Source organism: Streptomyces sp. NPDC090445, from assembly GCF_044769385.1.
Lineage (GTDB): Bacteria > Actinomycetota > Actinomycetes > Streptomycetales > Streptomycetaceae > Streptomyces.
Window position 1 is genome coordinate 292,777 of record NZ_JBIVXV010000002.1, and the last position, 22,131, is coordinate 314,907.

22 protein-coding genes are annotated in these 22,131 nt (G+C 70.0%); 15 read left to right on the forward strand and 7 right to left on the reverse strand.

The window, feature by feature from the left end; genetic code table 11:
• Positions 1-158: 158 nt before the first annotated feature.
• Positions 159-1,430, reverse strand: a complete 1,272-nt coding sequence (locus ACIQUT_RS06020) for an extracellular solute-binding protein (protein ID WP_403559922.1) — start codon at positions 1,428-1,430, stop codon at positions 159-161.
• A 244-nt stretch (positions 1,431-1,674) separates the two neighbouring features.
• Between ACIQUT_RS06020 and ACIQUT_RS06025 the strand changes: the two genes are divergently transcribed.
• From ACIQUT_RS06025 to ACIQUT_RS06050, 6 genes are all read left to right on the forward strand, one after another.
• On the forward strand, positions 1,675-3,327 hold the full coding sequence (locus tag ACIQUT_RS06025) for a glycoside hydrolase family 13 protein (protein WP_403559924.1): 1,653 nt from the start codon (positions 1,675-1,677) through the stop codon (positions 3,325-3,327).
• 25 nt (positions 3,328-3,352) lie between these two features.
• Positions 3,353-4,387, forward strand: coding sequence for a LacI family DNA-binding transcriptional regulator (locus ACIQUT_RS06030; protein WP_403559926.1), 1,035 nt, complete (start codon positions 3,353-3,355; stop codon positions 4,385-4,387).
• A gap of 149 nt (positions 4,388-4,536) precedes the next feature.
• Positions 4,537-5,439: a phosphatase PAP2 family protein gene (locus ACIQUT_RS06035; protein WP_403559928.1), complete on the forward strand. Its 903-nt coding sequence runs from the start codon at positions 4,537-4,539 to the stop codon at positions 5,437-5,439.
• A gap of 30 nt (positions 5,440-5,469) precedes the next feature.
• Positions 5,470-6,279 (forward strand): hypothetical protein, encoded by an 810-nt coding sequence (locus ACIQUT_RS06040; protein WP_403559930.1) that lies wholly within the window; start codon positions 5,470-5,472, stop codon positions 6,277-6,279.
• 78 nt (positions 6,280-6,357) lie between these two features.
• Positions 6,358-6,555 (forward strand): hypothetical protein, encoded by a 198-nt coding sequence (locus ACIQUT_RS06045; protein ID WP_179173662.1) that lies wholly within the window; start codon positions 6,358-6,360, stop codon positions 6,553-6,555.
• 11 nt (positions 6,556-6,566) lie between these two features.
• Complete coding sequence (locus ACIQUT_RS06050; RefSeq protein ID WP_403559932.1) at positions 6,567-6,971, forward strand: type II toxin-antitoxin system VapC family toxin; 405 nt, start codon at positions 6,567-6,569, stop codon at positions 6,969-6,971.
• 52 nt (positions 6,972-7,023) lie between these two features.
• On the opposite strand, the gene ACIQUT_RS06055 is transcribed toward ACIQUT_RS06050, so the two are convergent.
• Positions 7,024-7,455: a GNAT family N-acetyltransferase gene (locus tag ACIQUT_RS06055; protein WP_403559934.1), complete on the reverse strand. Its 432-nt coding sequence runs from the start codon at positions 7,453-7,455 to the stop codon at positions 7,024-7,026.
• A gap of 89 nt (positions 7,456-7,544) precedes the next feature.
• Here ACIQUT_RS06055 and ACIQUT_RS06060 point away from each other — a divergent pair, with 89 nt between their 5' ends.
• The 3 genes from ACIQUT_RS06060 (at position 7,545) to ACIQUT_RS06070 (ending at position 9,642) form a co-directional block, all read left to right on the forward strand.
• The gene (locus ACIQUT_RS06060; protein ID WP_403559936.1) at positions 7,545-8,564 is read left to right on the forward strand and encodes a hypothetical protein; all 1,020 of its coding nucleotides are present in this window, start codon (positions 7,545-7,547) and stop codon (positions 8,562-8,564) included.
• A 206-nt stretch (positions 8,565-8,770) separates the two neighbouring features.
• The gene (locus ACIQUT_RS06065) at positions 8,771-9,082 is read left to right on the forward strand and encodes a hypothetical protein (protein ID WP_403559938.1); all 312 of its coding nucleotides are present in this window, start codon (positions 8,771-8,773) and stop codon (positions 9,080-9,082) included.
• 77 nt (positions 9,083-9,159) lie between these two features.
• Entirely contained in the window at positions 9,160-9,642 is a 483-nt protein-coding gene (locus tag ACIQUT_RS06070) for a hypothetical protein (RefSeq protein WP_403559940.1), read from the forward strand.
• 24 nt (positions 9,643-9,666) lie between these two features.
• Here the strand turns inward: ACIQUT_RS06070 and ACIQUT_RS06075 are convergent, their stop codons facing one another.
• Genes ACIQUT_RS06075 through ACIQUT_RS06085 form a run of 3 tightly spaced genes read right to left on the reverse strand, consistent with a single transcriptional unit; the run spans position 9,667 to position 11,910 of the window.
• The gene (locus tag ACIQUT_RS06075; RefSeq protein ID WP_403559942.1) at positions 9,667-10,764 is read right to left on the reverse strand and encodes a hypothetical protein; all 1,098 of its coding nucleotides are present in this window, start codon (positions 10,762-10,764) and stop codon (positions 9,667-9,669) included.
• Positions 10,765-10,807: 43 nt separating this feature from the next.
• A complete protein-coding gene (locus tag ACIQUT_RS06080) occupies positions 10,808-11,065 on the reverse strand; it encodes a DUF397 domain-containing protein (RefSeq protein ID WP_403559944.1) in 258 nt (85 codons plus the stop codon).
• Positions 11,062-11,910, reverse strand: a complete 849-nt coding sequence (locus tag ACIQUT_RS06085; RefSeq protein ID WP_403559946.1) for a helix-turn-helix domain-containing protein — start codon at positions 11,908-11,910, stop codon at positions 11,062-11,064. Before ACIQUT_RS06085 ends, ACIQUT_RS06080 begins: the two co-directional genes overlap by 4 nt.
• A 93-nt stretch (positions 11,911-12,003) precedes the next feature.
• On the opposite strand from ACIQUT_RS06085, the gene ACIQUT_RS06090 reads away from it, so the two are divergent.
• The 4 genes from ACIQUT_RS06090 (at position 12,004) to ACIQUT_RS06105 (ending at position 15,080) form a co-directional block, all read left to right on the forward strand.
• A complete protein-coding gene (locus ACIQUT_RS06090; protein ID WP_403559948.1) occupies positions 12,004-12,486 on the forward strand; it encodes an ATP-binding protein in 483 nt (160 codons plus the stop codon).
• A 211-nt stretch (positions 12,487-12,697) separates the two neighbouring features.
• Positions 12,698-13,597, forward strand: a complete 900-nt coding sequence (locus ACIQUT_RS06095) for a helix-turn-helix domain-containing protein (RefSeq protein WP_403559950.1) — start codon at positions 12,698-12,700, stop codon at positions 13,595-13,597.
• A gap of 33 nt (positions 13,598-13,630) precedes the next feature.
• On the forward strand, positions 13,631-14,110 hold the full coding sequence (locus ACIQUT_RS06100; protein ID WP_403559952.1) for a hypothetical protein: 480 nt from the start codon (positions 13,631-13,633) through the stop codon (positions 14,108-14,110).
• A 259-nt stretch (positions 14,111-14,369) separates the two neighbouring features.
• Entirely contained in the window at positions 14,370-15,080 is a 711-nt protein-coding gene (locus tag ACIQUT_RS06105; RefSeq protein ID WP_403559954.1) for a pentapeptide repeat-containing protein, read from the forward strand.
• 153 nt (positions 15,081-15,233) lie between these two features.
• On the opposite strand, the gene ACIQUT_RS06110 is transcribed toward ACIQUT_RS06105, so the two are convergent.
• Both ACIQUT_RS06110 and ACIQUT_RS06115 read right to left on the reverse strand, forming a co-directional pair.
• A complete protein-coding gene (locus ACIQUT_RS06110; RefSeq protein WP_403559956.1) occupies positions 15,234-15,755 on the reverse strand; it encodes a DUF3995 domain-containing protein in 522 nt (173 codons plus the stop codon).
• A 163-nt stretch (positions 15,756-15,918) separates the two neighbouring features.
• Positions 15,919-16,542: an SMI1/KNR4 family protein gene (locus ACIQUT_RS06115; protein WP_403559957.1), complete on the reverse strand. Its 624-nt coding sequence runs from the start codon at positions 16,540-16,542 to the stop codon at positions 15,919-15,921.
• Between the two features lie 135 nt (positions 16,543-16,677).
• Here ACIQUT_RS06115 and ACIQUT_RS06120 point away from each other — a divergent pair, with 135 nt between their 5' ends.
• On the forward strand, positions 16,678-17,493 hold the full coding sequence (locus ACIQUT_RS06120; RefSeq protein WP_403559959.1) for a hypothetical protein: 816 nt from the start codon (positions 16,678-16,680) through the stop codon (positions 17,491-17,493).
• Positions 17,480-22,117, forward strand: coding sequence for a putative T7SS-secreted protein (locus ACIQUT_RS06125; RefSeq protein ID WP_403559960.1), 4,638 nt, complete (start codon positions 17,480-17,482; stop codon positions 22,115-22,117). Before ACIQUT_RS06120 ends, ACIQUT_RS06125 begins: the two co-directional genes overlap by 14 nt.
• Positions 22,118-22,131: the final 14 nt, after the last annotated feature.

The window sequence follows — 22,131 nt, forward strand, 5'->3', positions numbered from 1 at the left end:
GGGGGGGCCCCCCGGGGCGGGCGGGGGGGGGGGGGGGGGGGGGGCGGGGGGGGGCGCCCCCCCCCCCGGGGGGGGCCCCCGGGGGCGCCCCCCCCCCCCCGCCCCCCCCCCCGCGGCCGTTGCCACCGACTGGCTGGTGTCAGCAGCCATGGTCGTTGTTACTTCCAGCCCTTGAGGATCTTGCGGAACTCGGCGCCGGCGGCCTTGGCGGCGTCCTCGGGGGTCGAGGCTCCGGTGACGGCCTTGGTGTATTCGACCTTCAGCGGCTCGAAGAGGGAGCCGTTCTCCGGGATCCAGGCGCGCTCGACGGCCTTGTCCACGGCCGGCTTGAAGAACTGGACCATCTCGTTGGACTTGACGTCGGCCTGCTCGTAGGCGGCGGTCCGGGTCGGGAGCAGGCTGAGCTCCTTGGCGGACTGGACCTGGACCTCCTGCGAGGACATGTACTCGACGAAGGCGTGCGCGGCAGCGCGGTTCTTCGACCCGGCGTAGACGGCGAGGTCGTGGCCGCCCTGCGGGCCGCCCGCCTTGACCGAGCCGGCCGGAACCGGGGCGATGCCCAGGTTGGCCTTGTCCGCGAACTGGTCGCCGGCGTAGGTGTCCTTGATCGCCCAGGGGCCGTTGATCATCATGGCGACCTGGCCGGTCTTGAAGGCGGTCTGCATGTTCTGGTAGCCGTCGGTGGAGTTGGTGACGGCTGCACCGGAGGCGACCAGGTCACGGGCGGCCTTGAACGCCTTCACGCCGGCCTCGTTGTCGACCGTGACGGTCTTGGTCTTCACGTCGACGAGGTCGCCGCCCTCGCCGTAGATCAGCGGGAAGAACCAGTAGGAGTCGTCGCCGCGGAGGTACAGTGCGGCCTTGCCGGTCTTCTCCTTGATCGCGGTGGCGGCGGTCTTCAGCTCCTCCAGGGTCTTGGGGGGCTGGACGCCGGCGTCGGCGAGCATCTTCTTGTTGTAGAAGAGGCCGAGGGTGTCGATGACCTGCGGGACCGCGTAGGTCTTGCCCTCGTACTTGCCGCTGGCCGCAGCCTGCGGCAGGAACTCGGCGTCGACCTTCTTGGCCGTGTCGGCCGGGACCTGGTCCAGGTAGCCGAGCGAGGCGAAGTCCGCGACCCAGCCGACGTCGGCGCGGATCACGTCGGGGGCCTCGGAGCCGCTGCTGAACGCGTTCTTGACCTTGTTCTGCGCGTCGCCGTACGGGACGTTGACGTACTTGACGGTCACCTTCGGGTGCTTCGCGGTGAACGCCTCGGCGATCTTCTGGAAGCTGGCCTTCTCGGCATCGTTGGAGGTGTCCCACCACGTGACCGTGCCGGAGAGCTCCCCGCCGGCCTGGGTGCCGCTGTCGTCCTTGGTGTCACCGCCGCAAGCCGTCGCCGCGAGCGCCAGGGTCGCGACCAGCGCGGTGGCCGCTATGCCACGCCGCATATGAACTCCTTCGATGATCCCGGCCGCTCCCTCGCGGTCCCGAGTTGCAGGGAACGTAACAAGCCTGAAAGCCGTCCGAAAGAGCTTGCGGCAATTTTCTGCAAGCACGGCCGATCGTTACAACCGCGTGTCCTGACGGTTGCCGCCGCTTGCTGGTTGTTCGAACTCCCGTCGGGTCATCAGCCCTGCAAGCAGGCCGTGAACAGCCCGCAACCAGGGGGCATGTGGCCGCGTTGACACCGATATGACCCATGAGCTGACCGCCCCCGGTCTTGCAAGCGCTTCCAGCAAGACCACTGAAAGTGCCGTCGCCAACACGGTCGGCTGGTGGCGCGATGCCGTCATCTACCAGGTGTACGTCCGCTCCTTCGCGGACAGCGACGGCGACGGCATCGGCGACCTGCGCGGGGTGCGCTCCCGCCTGCCGCATCTGGCCCGGCTCGGCGTCGACGCCGTGTGGCTGACGCCCTTCTACGTCTCCCCGCAGGCGGACGGCGGCTACGACGTCGCCGACTACCGGGCCGTCGACCCCCTCTTCGGCGACCTCGCCGACGCCGACGACCTGGTCCGCGCCGCCCACGCCCTGGGGATGCGGGTCATCGTCGACGTCGTCCCCAACCACACCTCCGACCTGCACCCCTGGTTCCGGGAGGCCCTCGCCGCCGGCCCGGGCGGCCCGTCCCGGGCCCGCTACCACTTCCGCCCCGGCCGCGGCGCCGACGGCTGCGAACCCCCGAACGACTGGGAGTCCGTCTTCGGCGGCCCCGCCTGGACCCGCACCCCGGACGGCGACTGGTACCTGCACCTCTTCGCCCCCCAGCAGCCCGACCTGAACTGGGAGCACCCCGAGGTCGCGGAGGAGTTCGCCTCCGTCCTGCGCTTCTGGCTCGACCTCGGTGTGGACGGCTTCCGCGTCGACGTCGCCCACGGCATGGTCAAGGCGCCCGGCCTGCCCGACATCGGCCGCGGCGCCCAGGCCACCCTGATCGGCACCGAGCCGCTCCCCTTCTTCGACCAGGACGGCGTCCACGAGATCCACCGCTCCTGGCGCCTCCTCCTCGACTCGTACGAGGGCCCGCGCATCGGCGTCGCCGAGGCCTGGGCGCCGACCTCCGAGCGGCTCGCCCTGTACGTCCGGCCCGACGAGCTGCACCAGGCGTTCAACTTCCGGTTCCTGAACTGCCCCTGGGACGCCCCGGCGATGCGCACGGTGATCGAGGAGTCGCTCGCCGCGACCACCGCCGTCGGCGCCCCGACCACCTGGGTCCTGTCCAACCACGACGTCGTGCGCCACGTCACCCGCTACGGCAACGGCGACGGCCGCCGCGGCCTGGCCCGGGCGCGGGCCGCCGCACTGCTGATGCTGGCGCTGCCCGGGTCGGCGTACCTCTACCAGGGCGAGGAGCTCGGCCTGCCCGAGGTGACCGACCTCCCCGACGAGGTCCGCCAGGATCCCGCCTTCCGCCGCACCGCCGGGCAGGACGGGCTGCGCGACGGCTGCCGCATCCCGCTGCCCTGGTCCGGGAAGGAGCCGCCGTTCGGCTTCGGCCCGTCCGGCCGGAGCTGGCTGCCGCAGCCCCGCGGCTGGGGCTCCCTGACCGTGGCCGCGCAGACCGGCGACCCGCACTCCACCCTGGAGCTGTACCGGGCCGCCCTGGAGCTGCGCCGGGCCCTGCCGGGGCTCGGCTCCCCGGACGCGGGCCCGCTGACCTGGCAGCCGGCCCCGGAGGGGGTGCTGTCGTTCACCCGGCCCGGCTTCGCCTGCACCCTCAACACCCGGACCGAGCCGCTCGAACTGCCCTCGCCGGGCCGTCCCGTAATTTCCAGCGCGCCCGTCGAGACGGACGGCCGGACCGTCCGTCTTCCCCCGGATTCGTCCACCTGGTGGGCTTTGTAGCGTGCGACCGGTACAGTCCAATCCCGTGACCGCACGGCTTGCCGACATCGCAGCCCAGGCGGGGGTCAGCGAAGCCACAGTCAGCCGCGTGCTCAACGGCAAGCCCGGTGTGGCCGCAGGCACCCGCGAATCCGTGCTGGCCGCGCTCGACGTGCTCGGCTACGAGCGCCCGGTGAAGCTGCGCCAGCGCAGCGCCGGCCTGGTCGGGCTCATCACCCCCGAGCTGGACAATCCCATCTTCCCGGCGCTCGCCCAGGTCATCGGCCAGGCGCTGACCCGCCAGGGGTACACGCCGGTGCTGGCCACGCAGACCCCGGGCGGGTCCACGGAGGACGAGCTGACCGAGATGCTCGTCGACCGCGGGGTCTCCGGGATCATCTTCGTCTCGGGCCTGCATGCCGACACGACCGCCGACATGGGCCGCTACGAGCAACTCCGGGCCAAAGGCGTCCCCTTTGTCCTGATCAACGGCTTCTCCGACAAGGTGCAGGCACCCTTCGTCTCCCCCGACGACCGGGCGGCGATGCAGCTCGCGGTGACCCACCTGACCGCGCTCGGCCACACCCGGATCGGGCTGGCGGTCGGCCCCAAGCGGTTCGTCCCCGTCCTGCGCAAGATCGAGGGCTTCCGGCTCGGCATGAAGGAGCGGCTCGGCCTGGACGAGGCCGCCGTCGAGGAGCTCATCCAGCACTCCCTCTACAGCCTGGAGGGCGGGCAGGCCGCCACCACGGCGCTGATGGAGCGCGGCTGCACGGCGATCGTGTGCGCCAGCGACATGATGGCGCTCGGCGCGATCCGCGCCGCCCGGCAGCAGGGGCGGCGCGTCCCGCAGGACGTGTCGGTGGTCGGCTTCGACGACTCGCCGCTCATAGCGTTCACCGATCCGCCGCTCACCACGATCCGGCAGCCCGTGCAGGCCATGGGGCAGGCCGCCGTGCGCACGCTGCTGGAGGAGATCGGCGGCACACCGGCCCCGCACAGCGAATTCGTCTTCCTGCCCGAGCTGGTGGTCCGCGGGTCCACCGCGTCCGGCCCCGAGCAGCACCGGGGGCCTTCGTAGCCGCTGCCCCGGCGGGCCCCTGGGGCCCCGGCCGGGGCTCGCCTCGGGGATCGCTCCGGGGTGTGTCATACCCAGGACCGATCGGCTGCAGGCAAGACAAGCCCGAGGGATGATCGAAGGCGGGAAGGCATCTGGCAAACTCTCGTCCCATGGGTGAAGCGAGCGTGAAGACACTGGAAACCGGGACGGACGTCTCGTCACCCGCCGTGGTCGACGAAGAGGCCCGTCCGGAACCCCGGCACACCCTGCTCACCCGCCTGCGGGCCCCGCGCCGCCCCCGGATCTGGTTCGAGATCCTGCTCATCGCGGTCAGCTACTGGACGTACTCGCTCATCCGCAACGCCGTGCCCGAGCAGAAGTCGATCGCCCTGGCGAACGCCGACTGGCTGTGGCACATCGAGCACACCCTCGGCATAGCGGTGGAGAAGACCGTCAACCACACCGTGAACTCGGTGACGTGGCTGATCGTCGGCATGAACTACTACTACGCCACGCTCCACTTCGTGGTGACCCTCGGCGTGCTCGCCTGGATCTACCGCTGGCATCCGGGGCGGTACGCCGCCGCCCGCTTCGTCCTCTTCGCCACCACGGGCGTGGCGCTGGTCGGCTACTACTTCTTCCCGCTCGCGCCGCCGCGGCTGATGGAGAACGAGAACTTCATCGACACGGTGCTCGTCCACCACACCTGGGGCTCCATGGCCTCGGGCAACCTCAAGAACATGTCGAACCAGTACGCCGCCATGCCGTCCATGCACATCGGCTGGTCGCTCTGGTGCGGGCTGACGATCTACGCGGTGGCGGCGGCTCCGTGGGCGCGGATCCTGGGCCTGCTCTACCCGACGGCCACGCTGGTCGTCATCGTCGCCACCGCCAACCACTTCTGGCTGGACGCGGCCGGCGGCATGCTGTGCCTCGCCTTCGGGTACGCGGCGTCCCGCACCTGGTACGGCGACATGCCGCACCGCCTCCCCCGCCACCCGGTCCACACGGACCCGCATCCGGCGACCGCTGCTCTGCTGAACCGGTTCCGCACCCCGACCCCGCGGGGCTGAGCCCCTCCACCCGGCTGCCCGGAAGGCCCGATGACGCGCACCCCCAGACCGTCGGCCAGGCCGTCGGCCGAGGCGATACTCGCCGCGCTGCCCGAGCTCGCCCCGTACGCACGGGACGCGGTGCGGTTCGACACCGAGCGCGGGGAACCCGACTGCGGGGACAGCTCCGTCGGCGGCCCCCTGCTGTGGCCAACCGAAGAGCCGTGGCCCGTGTGCTCCCTGCCCGACGAGACCGGCGGCCCCGACGGCGAGCCCGCCACGCCCATGGTGCCGGTCGCCCAGATCTTCCGGCGCGACGTCCCGGGCCCGTGGTGGCCCGACGACTCCGACCTCCTCCAGATCCTGTGGTGCCCCAACGAGCACTGGGACCCGCCGGCCCACCAGGCCGACATCGCCCCCGCCGTCGAGCTGCGCTGGCGGCGCACCGCCGACGTGACGAGCCGACTGACGACCCCGCCGGCGCCGACCCGGTACGACGAGGACGGCTACCTGCCCCGGGCCTGCACCTTCACCGCCGAGCACGTCACCGACTTCCCCTACTGGGAAGAGCTGCCCGAGGAACTCCGCCCGGGGCTGCTGGAGCTGATCGAAGCGACCGGTGACGGTGACGGGAGTGACGCCATCACCTGCCTCGCCGGCTGGAAGCTGGGTGGCTGGCCGACCTGGCAGCTGAACCACCCCTCGGCATTCGACTGCGCCGACTGCGGCACGGCCATGACGCTGCTGTTCACGGTGGCCAGCGACTCCGAGGCGGGCGTGGTCGTCGGCCGGTGGGGCGACCTGCGGATCTTCACCTGTCCGACCGACCACCGCCACGGCTTCCAGGCCGACCTGCACTGACGCCCACGGCGGGCGTGCCAGCGGCCGTATCATGGCCCTCGGCAGGCAATGACCGGTGTCGGCGGGGAGGTCCTCACCATGAGTGCAGCGGAATCCGAGCGCCCGATCCATCCGCCGCTCCGGCCACGGCTGACGGTCGAGGAACTACTGGCCGCGAAGAACACCCAGCCGATCACCTCCCTGGACGATCTGAAGGCCGACACCTTCGAGTCCGACGAGGAACTGGACGAGTTCCTCGCCTTCATCCACGCCGAGCGCCGACGCGACGTCGCCTGAGCGCCGCCGCCATGCAACCCGTCGTCCTCGACACCGACGTCGCCTCCCTCACCCACAAGGGCAGGCTCACCGGCCCACTGGCCACCCGTCTGATCGGCCGCAAGCCTCTGATCACCTTCGTCACTTTCGGCGAACTGACCCAGTGGACCGAGATCCGCAATTGGGGCAGCCTCCGCCGGCAGGAACTCGCCGACTGGCTCTCCGGCATCCCCGTCCTCCCCGGCGACGAAGCCGTCGCCGCCACCTGGGGCAAGCTCTCCGCTGCCGGAAGGCAGGACGGACGACCGCAGCCGACGAACGACACGTGGATCGCCGCCTGCTGCCTCACCTACGACCTGCCGCTGGCCACCTTGAACCTCAAGGACTACGAATACTTCAAGGACAAGCACAACCTGCGCATCCTCGGCGAGGGTTAGTCCCGGCCGACGGCGACCGTTGACGCTCCACCGCCCGAAGGGCCGGGCGGCTCTACTGATTGCCGAACGCCATCCACTTCTGCGGGGTGTCGAGCGGGGTGAAGCCGGAGCGGGCGTAGACGGTGTGCGCGTCGGCGGTGGCGAGCAGGATCCGGCGCAGCCCGTACGGCTCCAGGTGCTCCTTGACCGCCTCGACGAGCGCCCCGCCGAGCCCCTTGCCGCGGGCGCCGGGGTCGACGTAGACGTCGCACAGCCAGGCGAAGGTGGCCCGGTCGGTGACGACGCGGGCGTACGCGAGCTGGGCCCCGGAGGCCTGGTCATAGAGGCCGAAGTTCAGGGAGCCCGCGATGGCGTCCTCCTGCTTCTGGCGGCTGCGGCCGAGCGCCCAGTACGCGTCCTCGGAGAGCCAGCGGTGGATCAGGCCGACGTCGAGCCGGGCGGGTTCGGTGGACATCTCGTAGCCGTCGGGCAGTTCGTTGCTCATGCCCCGCATCCAAACAGCGCCCACGGCCCCCGGCCAGCGGTTATCCCCAGGATGCAGACGCGGTGGCTTGGTGGCTTAGTGTCTCCGCCATGACCAGAACTACGCCGCCGCGCCCCGTACCGGTCGAGGAGCTCTTTCCGAAGCTGCGGGCGTATCGGGGTATGACGACGCGCCTGCACCCGCGGCCGGGGCGTCCGGACGCGTCGGCCAGCTCGGTCGGCGGTCCCCTGCTGTGGCCGGCCGACGAACCGTGGCCGGTGTGCACCGAGCCGCACAAACGCAGCCGCGGGCACCGCATCGGGGACATCCGTCGCGGGCGTCAGGTGCTCGCGGACGCCTGGGCCCGTGACCGGCCCACCGACGAGGAACGGGTGCTGCTCAAGGAGCTCGGCCGCAGGCACCGCGACCCGGACGTCACCGACACCGATCCGATCCCGCTGGTCGGCCTGGTCCAGCTGTACCGGCGGGACGTGCCCGGCCTCCCGCCCGGCCCGGACGGCTGCGACCTGCTCCAGGTCCTCTGGTGCCCGTTCGAGGCCCACGGCCCGAGCCGCTACGGCCTGGCCCCGCACGTACGATGGCGCCGTTCCGACCGGGTCTCCGTGCCGCTGGACGCGCCGCCGCAGCCGACGCTGGTCGGTTTCGAGGGCTCGGTCGCCGAGCCGTGCGTGTTGCACCCCGAGCAGGTCGTCACCTACCCGTACGCCGGATCGCTGCCGGTCAGGTTGGGCGCCAGGATCGACGCCTGGGAGGAGCGTCAGGAACGGAAAGCGGAGAAGTACGGGCTGGAAGACGAGCTGGTCACTTACCACCACGACCTGTCGATTCCACCGGGTTGCCGGGTGGGTGGCTTTCCTTCCTGGCACACGACCGACCCGCATCCGATGAACTGCGAGGCCTGTGCCGCCCCCATGGTCCTGCTGCTGACCATCGACAGCAGTGAGTGGGATGGCGGTAGTGGCAGCTGGATGCCCACCGAGGAGCAGGACGTGGCGGAGCACCTGCGTGAGCCCCGCCCCACGCAGCTCACGATCGGCCGGGACGGACTGTTGAACATCTTCGCCTGCCCCACCGAGCCCGGGCACCCACACCGATGGAGCATCCAATAGGCGGGTGCTGAACGACTGCCGTCGGAACTCGGGTTCTGGCTCAACTTCTGTGGAGTCGGGCTCTATGGGAGAGCGATCGACTCGTCGCAAGCCGCTGATCTGCGCGATTCCCTCGCTCGTTGGCGCGGCACGCCAAGCGGCTGCGCCGCACCACAGAAGTTGAGCCAGAGCCGGAACTCGTGAACAGAGCCGGAGAGGGGAAGAGCGTGCTGCAGAGCAGGTGGGGCTGTGCGGTGGTGCCGCTGGCGGGGTTTGCCACGGGGGTGCTCGGGTCGGTGCTGCTGGCCTCCGCCTGGCGTGCGTGCGACGTCGGCGTGAACGGGGCCGCCAACAGCTTCGCCCTCGTCCTCTACGGGTCGCTGCTCACGCTGACCGCGGTGGTGTGGTGGGGGGTGGTCGTGAGGTACGTCGGGCGGCGGAGCCCGACGGTCGCGCTGCTCGGCGGGTCGGCCGGCGCAGCGGTGATGGTGTGGGTCTTCGTGGCGCTGCTTCAGGTCCCCCACGGTTACACGTGCTGATGCGGGACGGCCGGAGCATCTGCGGGACCACGCAAACGCAGTAGCGGCCGGTCCCGTCGCGTCGGAGGATCAGGCGCATGGAAACAGTGGTGCAGTGGGTCCGCACGTCATGGACCAAGCAGTCCCGCGGCGGACTGGCGGCCTCCCGCAGGAACAAGGCCCCCACAGCCTTTCCTCTGCCGCCCATGGCGCCGCCCTTCGTACACAACGTGGTCCTGCACGAAGCCGATGATTTCCAGCCTCGCTTCGGAACGCTCAGGGGTCTACCCGACTCCGGCTCGGACACCGGGCTGCTCCTGCACGAAGCCGACGGCCTCCTCCGGGTCCAGCTGACTGTCACGCCGTTCGGCATGCCGCGCAGGTGGCGACGTCCTCCAGCGGTCCGCCTCGCCCGCGGCGAATGGCTCCGCTGGCAGGTCAACCACCGCTTCGCGGGCACATGCAGCGGCGACTGGACCTACCGGCTCGACACACTGAACATCGCCAACGGCCCGGCACCGACCGACCTGTTCCTGGGCACACCGACTCGCCGCGTCGACGAACGCGCCGCTCTTCGCTGACCCCGTCCTGGCGTCGGCCGACGGTCATCCCGGGCTGCGGGGCCCGATGCCCGCCAGGGCCTCGGTGAGGGTGCGGGTGACGGCGTCGTCGGCGAGGATCCGGATCCTCTCCCAGCCGTGGCCGAGCCGCGTCTCGCGCTCCAGCAGCCGGGTCAGTACGGGCTCTGCGGCGGCGGCCGGGGCTCCGATCTCGCCGAGGTGCCGGACCGCGCGCGGCGTCGGGTACGCGATGTGCCCGTCCCACTCCGGGTCCACGGCCGCCAGCAGCACCGGTACCGCCGGCTCCGGATCGCCGGTGATCCGCCACCAGGCGTGGGCGGCGGCCACCCGGGCCCACGCCCCGGGCGAGTCCATGAGCGCCCGCACGGCTCCGGTGTGCCGGGCGGCGGCCGGGCCGAAGTCGGCCAGATAGGGCAGGACGCGGCTGCCGAGGCCGGAGTCGAGGTCGGCGGCGTAGATGCGGAGGGCTGGGGAGTCGTCGCCGGTCACCCGCCAGTGCGCCCAGGCGGCCATCCGCACCCCGTACCAGGATCCCCGGGGATCGGGCCCGTACGGGCCGGGCGGTCGGCTCGACCCGGTGGCGAACTCGGCCAGCCGGCCCGCGGCGGCTGCCGCCGGGGGACCGATCCGGCCGAGGACGCGGGCGGCGTCGTAGGCGTACGGCCCCTCCAGGCACGCCATCACCTCGGGCAGGGCGGGAGCCGCCGCAGGACCCCAGGCGGCCAGGACGTCGAGGGCGCAGGCGTTCCCCCCGGCGGCCGCATCCACCCCCAGGTCGCGCCGCAGCAGGGGCAGCAGCTCGGCCGCGGGCATCACCGCGAGCGCGGGGGCGTTGCTCCGCTCCCGCCAGAGCCGTTCCCGCACCGCGAGGCGGTGCAGCGCGGGCATCGCCCGTACGTCGCCCACGCCGGCGAGAGGGAACGCCAGCTGGCCTATCAGGTAGTCGTGGGGGTCGCGGAGCAGGTCGTCGAGTCGAGCCGCGATCCGGTCGGCGTACGGAGCCGCGGCTCGGCCGGCCTGGACGAGCACGTCCCGGGCCCTCCAGTAGTCCTCCGCGTCACCGCAGGCGGCCTCGACGATGGTGCCCCAGGCCGCCGGGCTCGGCCGCCGAAGCCGAAGCACTGCCTTGGCTGCCGCCGCCAGGCGAAGCTGGCGGGGCAGGAGTCTAAGCACCGGCAGCGGCCACGAATCCGGCCCAGGCGGCGGGGCTCAGCGCGAGTCGGCTGCCGTCGGGGACCTTGGAGTCACGGACGAGGATGGTGCCGGGCAGGTGGGCTACCTCGACGCATTCGTTGCTGCTACTCGGGCTATAACTGCTCTTGGTCCAGGCGACTTCGACGCAGTCGGGGCCGTCCGCGGTGCTGTAGCTGCTCTTGACCCATGCCAACGTGGAAGGACCTTCGGCTGACAGCTGGATGCTCATGTCTCCCCCAGTACCTTCTCGATGAACGTCAGCGACTCGCGAGGCGTCAGGGCCTGCGCTCGGATCATGCCATAGCGCATGTCCAGGACCTGGACTTCTCGTGGTTCGGTGATCAGTCGACTGGCCAGTTGAACTTCGCTGTGCCCGACGGTCGTCCCGTCCGCGAGACGCATGACCTTGAATGACGCAGCGAGACCGGAGTGCTCCTCCACTGCAGTTGGCATCACCTGGATCTCCACGTTTCGCGACCTCCCGACCTCTAGCAGGTGTTCCAGCTGGCCGCGCAGCACCATCTTGCCCCCGACCGGCCTGCGAAGTACCGCCTCTTCCTGGACGACTGTGAGGAGCGGCGGCGAGTCCCGGCAGATGACCTCCTGACGCGCCAGCCGCGCTGAAACCAGACGTTCAATCTCATCTGCGGAGTACGCCGGCCGACGCAGTGCGTAGAGGGCGCGCGCGTACTCCGCAGTCTGGAGAAGGCCCGGCACCACGACGTTGTCGTACGCGCCGATCTCCACGGCCTGGGACTCCAACTTGGCGAGATCACGAACCTTCTTGGGGTAGCGGGCCCTTTCGATGTCAACCTTCATCGCCGCGATTTTCCCTCCCGCCTCCAAGACCTCATCCGCCTTGTCCAGAAACTCGGGGCGGGGAATGCGGGTGCCACGCTCGATCTTGTAGATCAGGTTGGGGCCGTAACCCATCCGCTTGGCGAACTGCATAGCGTCAAGGCCTGCGGCCTCGCGCCACATTTTCAACTGGCGTCCCACCGTGGCGATTACCGCCCCCGATTCGTCCTCCGGATCGAGTTCCCAGCTCGATTCGTCGACACCGTCTGCGTTCACTCTCCACCTCCGATTTGACCGGGAGGACCGCACGGGACAGCCCTGGACAACCGCTGTACACAGCGCCCTCAACTCTGTTCAGGTTACGCACGGATGGCCACGCTGAGTCACGTGAATCAGGAAATCTCCCTCGACGCCACCCTCCCCGCAACCCCGCGCGGCGCTCGCGCAGCCCGTGCCCTCACGGTGCACCAACTCACGGAGCATCGACTTCCGTTCACCGAGGCGGCACAGGTCGTCGCCGAGCTCGCCGCGAACGCTGTCACGCACGGGAAGGTCCAAGGGCGGAGCTTCCGGCTGCGCCTGTACATCAACCCCGGGCCTGCGCTCCGTATCGAGGTGTCGGACACCCGGGCCGAGGCCGTACCGCCCGCAGACGCCCACGTTCCGTCACCGGAGGATGAATCGGGGCGCGGGCTCGTCCTGGTGTCGAGTCTGGCTGCTCGCTGGGGAACGGATCAAGGCCCCGTACCCCTGAAAACGGTGTGGGCGGAATTGGACCTAACCGGTCCGCTTTCACCGGATCGAGGTTTTCACGACCCGGTGGGCCACTCCCCGGTAACGCTCGACGCCTAGGGATAAAGAACCGGGGGAAATGACCTTTCCCAACCTCCCCCCTCCCCCTCTCACCCGGTCGGGTGAATTGCGCCAACCCGGCTGGCGCAATTGCCGATCCGCGGTGCAGAGTCGGCCTCGGACGAAAGTCCCCCACAAACGCATTCGGCCCTCGCATGGGACTGCCATCCCGCCGCGAGGGCCTGACCACCCGGAAGTGAACGCCTTCCTCATGGCTGACCAGCAGCTTAGCGCGCCTGCGCGCGCCCTGTCGGGCATCCGACACATCAACCGCGCCCACCACACCCGGTTCGTGGTGATCGGCAACCACCTCGCCCAGCACGAGGAGTTGAGCCTGACCGCGATCGGGCTGGGTGCGCACATCCAGTCGCTGCCGCCCGGCGCCAAGGTGACCATCAAGGACCTGGCCGGGCGCTTCCCCGAGGGCGAGGTACGGATCGCCACGGCGTTGCGCGAGCTGGAGGAGCACGGCTACCTGGGCCGTTACCAGGAGCGGCTGCCGTCGGGCCGGGTCGTGACGTACACCGTGTCGTACAACAACCCGCCTGCCCTCAGGACGGAGGCGAGGAGGGGCGACGAGCCACCCCCGGAGCCGCCCGAGCCGGACGACGACGGTGGCGGTGGCGGTGGCGGCCGCCCCACACCCCCGGACGAGGAACCCCCGGTCCCGCAGCGGGAGGAACCGTCGCCGCTCCCGGAGCCGGAGACGGCCCCTTCCCCCGAGGCGGACGCCGAGGCCCGTTCGCTGCTGGCCCGGCTGCGGCTGCGGGACCCCCGGCTGGTGCTGTCGGAGCGGGACGTGGCCCGGCTGGCCCCGGCCGTGGCCGCCTGGCTGGAACGCGGCCTGACCCCGAGCGCGGTCGGCGCCACCCTGACCCGCAGCCTGCCCCTGACCCCGATCCACTCCCCGTACGGGCTCCTGGCGCACCGGCTCCGCGAGCTGATCCCACCCCCGATCCCGGCCGGCCCGGCGATCCGCCCGCCGGGCCCGGACCGGACGATCCACCCGCTCCAGTGCTGCGAATCCTGCGGCAAGGCCTACCGCGCGCCCACTCGCGGCGGCCACTGCGGACCCTGCACCCGTGCCCTGGACCCGACGAAAGTCGCGTAGCCAGGCAGGCCCGGGCACTGCGATAGTCGCCGCATGAGCCCCCAAACGCCCGCCCCTGCCGACGAAACACCTCTGACCGCCGAGGAGTACGCGGCCGTGCAGGCAGCCGTCGCCAGCGGCGCCGGGCTTCGGAACGACGGACAACCATGGACGCTCAACTCGCTGTTGGAGGCGTGGAAGTACCTCGTGGAGGAAGTGGAGGAGGGCTACGGGTGGTGCGCGCCGGAGCTCGACAACGACCTCTGGTGCCGGACCGCACTGGCCGGCGTCTGGCGGCTGCTGCCCCCACGCGTGCAGACGCTTCGCCAGTCCGAGCTCGACGCGCTGGACGCCCGCTTCCGTGCGGCCACGATTCCCTGGCCCGACCGGGACGAAGAGCCGCACCGGTGGTGGGAATGGCGCATCCCGCGAATCCTCGAAGCCGAACCCGGCGAAACCTTGTGGAAGGGCTGGCCCATGGGCTGGGGCATGATGCCGTTCCCCAAGCCGGACACCGTCCAAGTCGTCGAGTGACGAATCGGACTCAACGGCCGCGGCGCAGCCGCTGCCGGGCGGCCACGCCGAGGCTGACGCCTCGGACGACCTCGGACGACGAACAGCCCCTCCACTCCAAAACACCGTGTCTTCGGGGCTGACGGCCCGCTTGCGGGGACCCGTGTTGCGATCACCTGGCACCGGCGATAAAGAGGAAGAGGAAGAGGAGCATTCCTCGTCTTGTCCATGTGTATTGGGGATGGTCCCCGTGCCAGAGACGGGTGCGTGGTCATGGGCTTTGATCGGTGTACTGCTCCTCCTCGGAGTCCTCGGCGCCGTGGGCGCGGTCTTCGCCTGGAGGATGGCGGTCAGAGAACCGGAGTCGGAACCTCGGATTGAGGTGCTCGCCGGAATTGGCGGGGGCCTTGTGACCGGCATTGCCATCGGGGTCTCGGCTCTGTTCTTGGAACAGTCCTTCGGAGAGTCACAGGAGTACGCGGCGTGGAGGGCGAACGTCGAGATCGCCGGCTCCATACCGGGTTTCACTCCTAAGCACAAGAACATTGACGGCATCAACTTCAGCGGCAAGGAGCTTCCCAACGCCGACCTGAGCGACGCCCACCTGGAGAGCTTCAGGTTCAGGGAGACCAACCTCAGAGGAGCCGACCTCACCGGAGCTCACCTCCAGAACGCGGAACTGATCGGCACCAATCTGTACCAGGCAGGCCTGAGCGGCGCACACCTTGAGGGAGCGTCATTGCACAGTGCGAACCTCACTCATGCTGTTCTGGGTCCTGCCAAGTCTTTCGCAGGTGCCAAGGTGAACCTCTACACGTGTTGGCCGAAGGGCGTACCCCAGGAGGTACTGAACAAGGTGACCGTGGAGAAACACAACGACGAAGTGACCGGAAAGGTGCTGGGGGCTTCGGACGACATGCGGGACGGCATCAAGGGCGGGGAAGAGGCTCCGAGGTGCACACTGTGGAAAGGCGCCGAAGAAGTTCGCTGAGGTCGTCGAAGAACTCCCCTTCCCTCCAGGACGCTGCTCGGAACCTGGAAAGTTGACCACCGCCGTCATCGCGGCTGTCGCCCGCACCCGCAGAAGACAGCGGGCAACAGTTCGTCGAGTGGCTCTGCCGCCTGCCCCGACAGCGGCGCCCGCTCAACGACGGCGCAGGCGCTGCCGGGCGGCCACGCCGAGGGCGATGCCCCAGACCAGGAACAGCCCGTACCAGAAGAGCCCCCACACGGCCTGCGGGTGGGCGTCCTTGGCGGCGAAGGCCGGGGCCGACACGACCCGCTCGGCGGCGAGCAGGTACTGCAGGGCGAAGTAGGTGAAGCCCCACAGGCTCATGCCCACCGAGGCGACCAGCGCGGGAACGGCGAGCAGGCGGCGCGGCAGCCGGCGGCCCCACGGCCGGACCAGGGCGAGTGCGATGACCGCGCCGAGGACCGCGACGCCGCCCATCCCCCAGTAGCCGACGGCCGCCTCCCAGGTGCCGTGCGGGGCCCCGGCGAAGTCGCCGGGGAAGGTCGCTCCGATCCCGGCGCCCCACCAGAAGTGCGGGGCGGCATACGCGAGGGCCGCCACCGCAGCCACGTACCCCGCGTACCCGGACCGACCGGCCCGCCGTCCGCGCGAGCCGGTCGTCGTCGCTGCCGCTGCTGCTGCTGCCTGTGCCATGGTGTCCCCCACCTTGCTCGTCCCGGTGCGGCGGAGGCCCGTGCCTCCCGCCCGGAACCAGACTGTCCGAGCCCGCCCCGCAGCAAATCGCCCGCCCGCATGCACCCGCCTCCCCCGCGCGGGGGAGGCCCGGCTACGCGGGTCGTCGGACCGGACGGCGCCGCTACCCGTGCCCGGACTCGGGTTCGGGCTCGGGCTCGGCCGGCAGGACCCGGCCGGGCCGGCCCCAGTCGGGCAGCAGGTCCCACGCATCGTGCTGCAACCACTCGGCGAAGGTGGCCGGCCGGCCGCCGGCCGCGTGGTCGAGGGACAGCGGGACGATCAGGTCGTGGCTGGCCCGGCCGTCCCACCACACCGTCCCGGCCAGCGGGCCGGACAGCGCGAGCAGCGTGGCGTAGCCGCAGCCGTGCTCCTGGAGGACCACGCTCCCGGCCGTCTTCCGGTCCTGGAACTCCTCGTACTCCGCATCCCACGCGTCCCAGGCAGCCGCGGCTGTCGGCCCGTCGGGGAAGTCCTCCCACCGGGGCTCCCGCGCGTCCAGCTCGGCCTCCGCGGCTGCGTACGAGTCGGGGTGCGGGAACGGCAGCGGCAGCAGGTCCGTGCGAGCCTGCTCGTTCCCGGTCCACCACCAGCCCCGCTCGCCGCGTTCGAGGCGCGCCATGCCCTCGCCGGCACTGACACCGACCAGATACGCGCGGTACTCGGCAGGAAACGAGACCCCGAGCTCCCGCTCGGCCTCGGCGACCTCTACCTCGGTCAACGGCGGTGGCGGGGAAGGACGGTGCATGCGACCACCCTAGACGGCGCCGGCTCGTCGGCCGGATACACCGGGTAGGGGAGCACTCGGGGCCGCCCTGGATCCGCATGCCTGTCTCATTCTGTGCGTGTCGGAAGAGCAAAGCCGAGCGCGTACCAGGACATCATGCAGAATGCGTACGCGCCGGAGGGCGAGATCTCGAAGAAGGGCAGGGGCGAAGTCTGTCCGCTGACCTGGCCGGATGCCTGCCTGCGGCAACCAGGGCGTTGTCGGGCATCTCGCATAACCTCCTTGGAACTCTTGGGGGTGGGGATTATGAGTGGTGGCGGCGGCAAAGACCTGGAGATGGATCCGGTTGCCGTGCGGAGCATCCAGGACGGGCTGCGGGCGGCGGTGGGGGAGCTGCGGGAGTTCGCCACGGACACCTCGGCTGTGGCCGGGTCCGGTATGAGCCGACTCGCGCTGACGGGTTTGGAGGCCGGCCATCCGGCGGTGGCCTCGGCCCTGGAGGGCTTCTGCGAACGGTGGGACCTCGGCGTGGCCAGCCTCGTGATCAGTACGAGCGGGCTTGCCGAGCGGCTGGGGATTGCGGCCGGCTCGGTCTGGGAGGAGGACCAGTACCGCAACGGCACCTTCAAGGTGCTGGTCAACGCCGGTATCGGCAACCCTCACGCGTCGGAGGACGAGGTCGAGAAGAAGTCCATGGACGCGATCCTTTCGGATCACGCGTTCACACGGGAGACGCCGGAGCAGGCCCGCCAGGCCAGGGAGGACTTCGACCGCACCTGGGCGGCCACCAAGCACAGCATGCTCAACGAGGGAATCAGCGGCGGCATGTTGGAGAACGTCGCCGAGGCACAGGGCATGGACCGCGAGACGCTCGATCACATTCGCAACCAGCAGGACGCCGGCCATCCGGGCGTGGCTCACAGCGGTGATCAGCACGGTGATGAGGGGATAACTTCTGATGGGCGACGGTAATTGGCTGGAGAAGGGCGCAGCCATCACCGGAGACGCTGTCGAATGGCTCGGTGGCAAGACCGCTGATGCGCTGGAGGACGTGGGCTGGCAGGAGGGCGCCAACGCCGTCCGCAACACGGCGAACTCCGCGGCGAACCGTCTGGGCGCCGACGTCGGCGAGGTGGATCTCGGCCAGAGTGAAGACCCCAAGCAGCTGGTCCACGGCAGCGCTAGCAGCCTGCGTGCGGCCGCCGGACACCTGCGTGATTTCAGCGCGGCCTTCACCCGCACCGGGGAGGGCCTGAAGAAGCTCGGCACGGACGGCATCAAGGGCGCCTCGGCTGACGCCTTCCGGGACTCTGTCCAGGAGAAGGCGCCTCGCTGGTTCGCCGCCGCGGCCGCCTTCGAATCGGCGGCCGGCGCGGTTGCCCGGTTCGCAGACACCGTGACGTGGGCGCAGGGCCAGGCGAAGGAGGCGATCGACGAGTACAAGGCAGCGGTCAAGCTGTCGGACAACGCCCGTGCCGCCTACAACACGTGGGTGAAGGATTACGAGGCGGCTGTGAAGGCCGAGCAGAATCCGCTGCCCGCCCGCCCGGGTGGCTTCACCGATCCGGGTGCCGACGGCATCAAGGCCGCGCAGCAGAAGCTGGCCGAGGTACGGCGCCAGCGTGACGATGTCGCTCGCTCGGCCGCCCAGGCTTTGGAGAAGGCGCGGGATGCGGCACCGAAGGTGTCGGCCACCGAAGCCGCCATGGTCGAAGTCGTGCGCAGGGGCGCCGAGTACCAGCACTTCCTCGGCGGTGTCGCCAAAGGCACGGCCGGCATGGTCAACACTTACCGCGCACTGGATTCCAACGACCCGTACAACATCAACCATCCCACCGTGGCCCGGATGGGCCTGAACAGCATGGGGGCGGACTTCCTCGCTGCCGCCAACACCCCCGACGCCACAGCCAAGGCCCTGATCGACAGTGCGATGAAGGACCCGTACGAGTTCGGCGGGAAGCTCGCACCGGAAGCGGCTGTGTCGAGGGGGTCCGGCCTGCTGACGGGCGCGGCCCGCACCGCAGCAGGAGCCACCCGCTTCGCCGACGACATGGCGCATGCACGGAAGCCCCCGAGGGGACCGAACGAGCCAGACACGCCGTCCGCCGGCGACGAGCTGCGCCACGACCCGCACGACAAGTCCCGCGAATCGGACTGCAAAACCTGCCTGGAAGATCCGGTCGACGTCGCCACGGGCCGGATGACGCTCCCCCAGACCGACCTGGTACTCCCCGGCTCCCTGCCGCTGGTGTTCAGCCGGACGTTCGAGTCGTCGTACCGTCTTGGCCGATGGTTCGGCCCCACCTGGGCCTGCACCGTCGACCAGCGGCTGGAGTTCGACGACGAGGGCGTGGTCCTGGTCAGCGAGGACGGCAGCCTGCTCGGCTACCCCCACCCCTCGCCCGACGCCCCCGTACTGCCACACCTGGGCCGCAGCTGGCCGCTGGAACAGCAGGAAGACGGCGGCTATACGGTCACCGACCCCGACACCGGCCAGGTCCGACACTTCACCGAGGACGGCCTGCTCACTCAGATCGACGACCGCAACGGCGCCTGGATCACCTACACGTACGACGAAGCAGGCGCCCCTGCCGCCATCTCCCACTGCGGCGGCTACGAGGTCCGTCTTAAGACCTCCGATGGCCGAATAACCGGCCTCGCCCTGGCCGACGGCACCCAGGTCCTCCGCTACGGCTACACCGACGGCAACCTCACCCAGGTCACCAACTCGTCCGGGCTCCCACTCCGTTTCGGCTACGACGAACTCGGCCGGATCACTTCCTGGACCGACACCAACGAACGCCACTTCGACTACGTCTACGACGACCGGCACCGCTGCATAGCCCAGTCCGGAACCAACGGTCACCTGAACGTCCGCTTCACCTACGAGCCGGGCCGTACCACCCTCGCCGACTCCCTCGGCCACACCACACAGTTCCTCGTCAACGACCGCGCGCAGATCACCGCGGAGATCGACCCCACAGGCGCCACCACCCACTTCGAGCACGACCGCCGCAACCGCCTGCTCTCGCGTACCGACCCCCTGGGCCACACCATCCGCTTCACGTACGACGAGGCGGGCCGGATGACAAGCGTGACCCGGCCGGACGGCCGCGTATCACGGGCGGAATACAACGCGCTCGGCCTGCCGGTGAAGCTGATCGCCCCGGACGGCAGGGTGACCCGCCAGACATACGACGAACACGGCAACCGCACCTCCGTCACCACCCCCGGCGGCGCCACGACCCACTTCGGGTACGACGCCCGCGGCCACGTCGCCTCGGTGACGGATGCCCTGGGCAGCACCACCATGGTCCGCTGCGACCCGGCAGGCCAGGTCACCTCGGCAACGGATCCCCTGGGCGGGACAACGACCTACGTCCGCGATGCCTTCGGCCGCCCGATCGCCATCACGGACCCGCTGGGCCACACCACGCACCTCACCTGGAGCGTCGAAGGCCGCCTCCAGCACCGCGTGAACGCCGACGGCAGCGAGGAGTCCTGGACCTACGACGGCGAGGGCAACTGCCTGACCCACACGGATGCGATCGGGGGAGTCACGGTCTTCGAATACGGTGACTTCGACCTCCTCACCGCCCGGACCGGGCCGGACGGCGCGCGCTACACGTTCGCGCATGACATGGAGCTCCGGCTGACAGGGGTCACCAACCCGCAGGGGCTCACCTGGAGCTACACCTATGACGAGGCGGGTCGGATGGCCTCGGAGACGGACTTCGACGACCGAACCCTCACCTACGGGTACGACGCTTCGGGGCGTCTGACCTCCTGTACCAACGCCGCAGGCGAGACCACGGCGTACGAGCGCAACGAGCTCGGCCAAACGATCCGCAAGGACGCCGCCGGCCTGGTCACCACCTACGCGTACGACGTCTTCGACGCCCTCGCGACGGCTTCCTCACCGGAGGCTACGGTCACCTGGCTCCGCGACGCCACGGGCCGGCTCCTCTCGGAGACGGTGAACGGCCGCACCCTCACGTACGGCTACGACGCGCTGGGGCGCCGCACCAGCCGCACGACACCTGGGGGCGCCGAATCCCTCTGGGCGTACGACGCGGCAGGTCGGCGCAGCGCCCTCACCACCGAGGGCCGCACTCTGGTCTTTGAACGCGACGCTGCGGGACAGGAGCTGAGGCGTACTCTGAACCCGTCGCTCTCCCTCATCCACGAGTACGACGCGATGGGCCGCCGCACCGCCCAGTCGGTCGCCGGTCAGGACGGCCGCACCCTCCAGCGGCGCGGCTACAGTTACCGCGCCGACGGCTACCTGACCGGCATCGACGACTCCGTTGTCGGCCTGCGCACCTTCACTCTGGACGCGGCGGCCCGGGTCACGACTGTCGAGGCCTCTTCCTGGTCGGAGCGCTACGCCTACGACGAGGCCGGCAACCAGACCACCGCCTCTTGGCCAACGCAGCACCCCGGCGCGGAGGCCCGAGGCGACCGCGCCTACACGGGCACCCGCATCACCCGCGCTGGATCAATCCGCTACGAGTACGACGCTCTGGGCCGCGTTTCCCTTCGCCAGAAGACCCGTCTCTCGCGCAAGCCCGACACCTGGCGCTACGAGTGGAACACCGAAGACCGCCTGGTCGGGGTGACCACCCCGGACGGCACCCGCTGGCGCTACCGATACGACCCCCTGGGCCGCCGGACGGCCAAGCAGCGTCTGTCGGAGACCGGCGCGGTCGTCGAGGAGACCCTGTTCACCTGGGACGGCACAACCCTGTGCGAGCAGGCCAGCGGCGCGGTCACCCTGACCTGGACCCACCAGGGCCTCCACCCCGTCACCCAGACAGAGCGCATGACCCAGGACGAGGTTGACGATCGCTTCTTCACGATCGTCACGGACCTGGTGGGCACTCCCACCCACCTCATCGCAGAAGACGGCACCACGGCGTGGCACACCCGCACCACGCTCTGGGGCACCACAACCTGGAACCGCGACGCGACGGCCTACACCCCTCTCCGCTTCCCGGGGCAGTACTACGACCCCGAGTCCGGCCTCCACTACAACTACTTCCGCACCTACGATCCCGAGACCGCCCGCTTCCTCTCCTCGGATCCCCTCGGCCTCGCTCCCGCCCCCAACCCGACCACGTACGTCCACAACCCTCACACCTGGGCCGACCCCATGGGTCTGACCCCGGAAGGGTGCCCGAAGCGCGACCCCTTTGACTTCCGAAAGCCCAACCCCGATCATCCCCCGAAGCAGAATCTGATCGACGCCATGAAGGCAGCACCGAAAGGTGACTATATCGACTGTACCGAAATTTCAGATTTCATCATGAAACGGGCGGACGGTGAAGGAAAAATCGTCCACTACTTCACCCCGTCCGGGAACCTCAGAACTCCCGAGGCCGGGCCCAATGGAATCAAGATCGAGAACTGGGACTTCCATCAGGTATACACTGACGGTCGATACGTATATGACCCGACCCTAAGCCCGGATCCAGTGCCCCGAGGAGATTACGAGCGGGCTCTGCGGTCGCAGAACTCTGAGCGGGTCATACGATTGGATGGCGTAGCCGACTTGGATGAATTGAGGCGGATGCGCAGGGACACGAAGTGGCGGTGACAGGAATGTCAGAA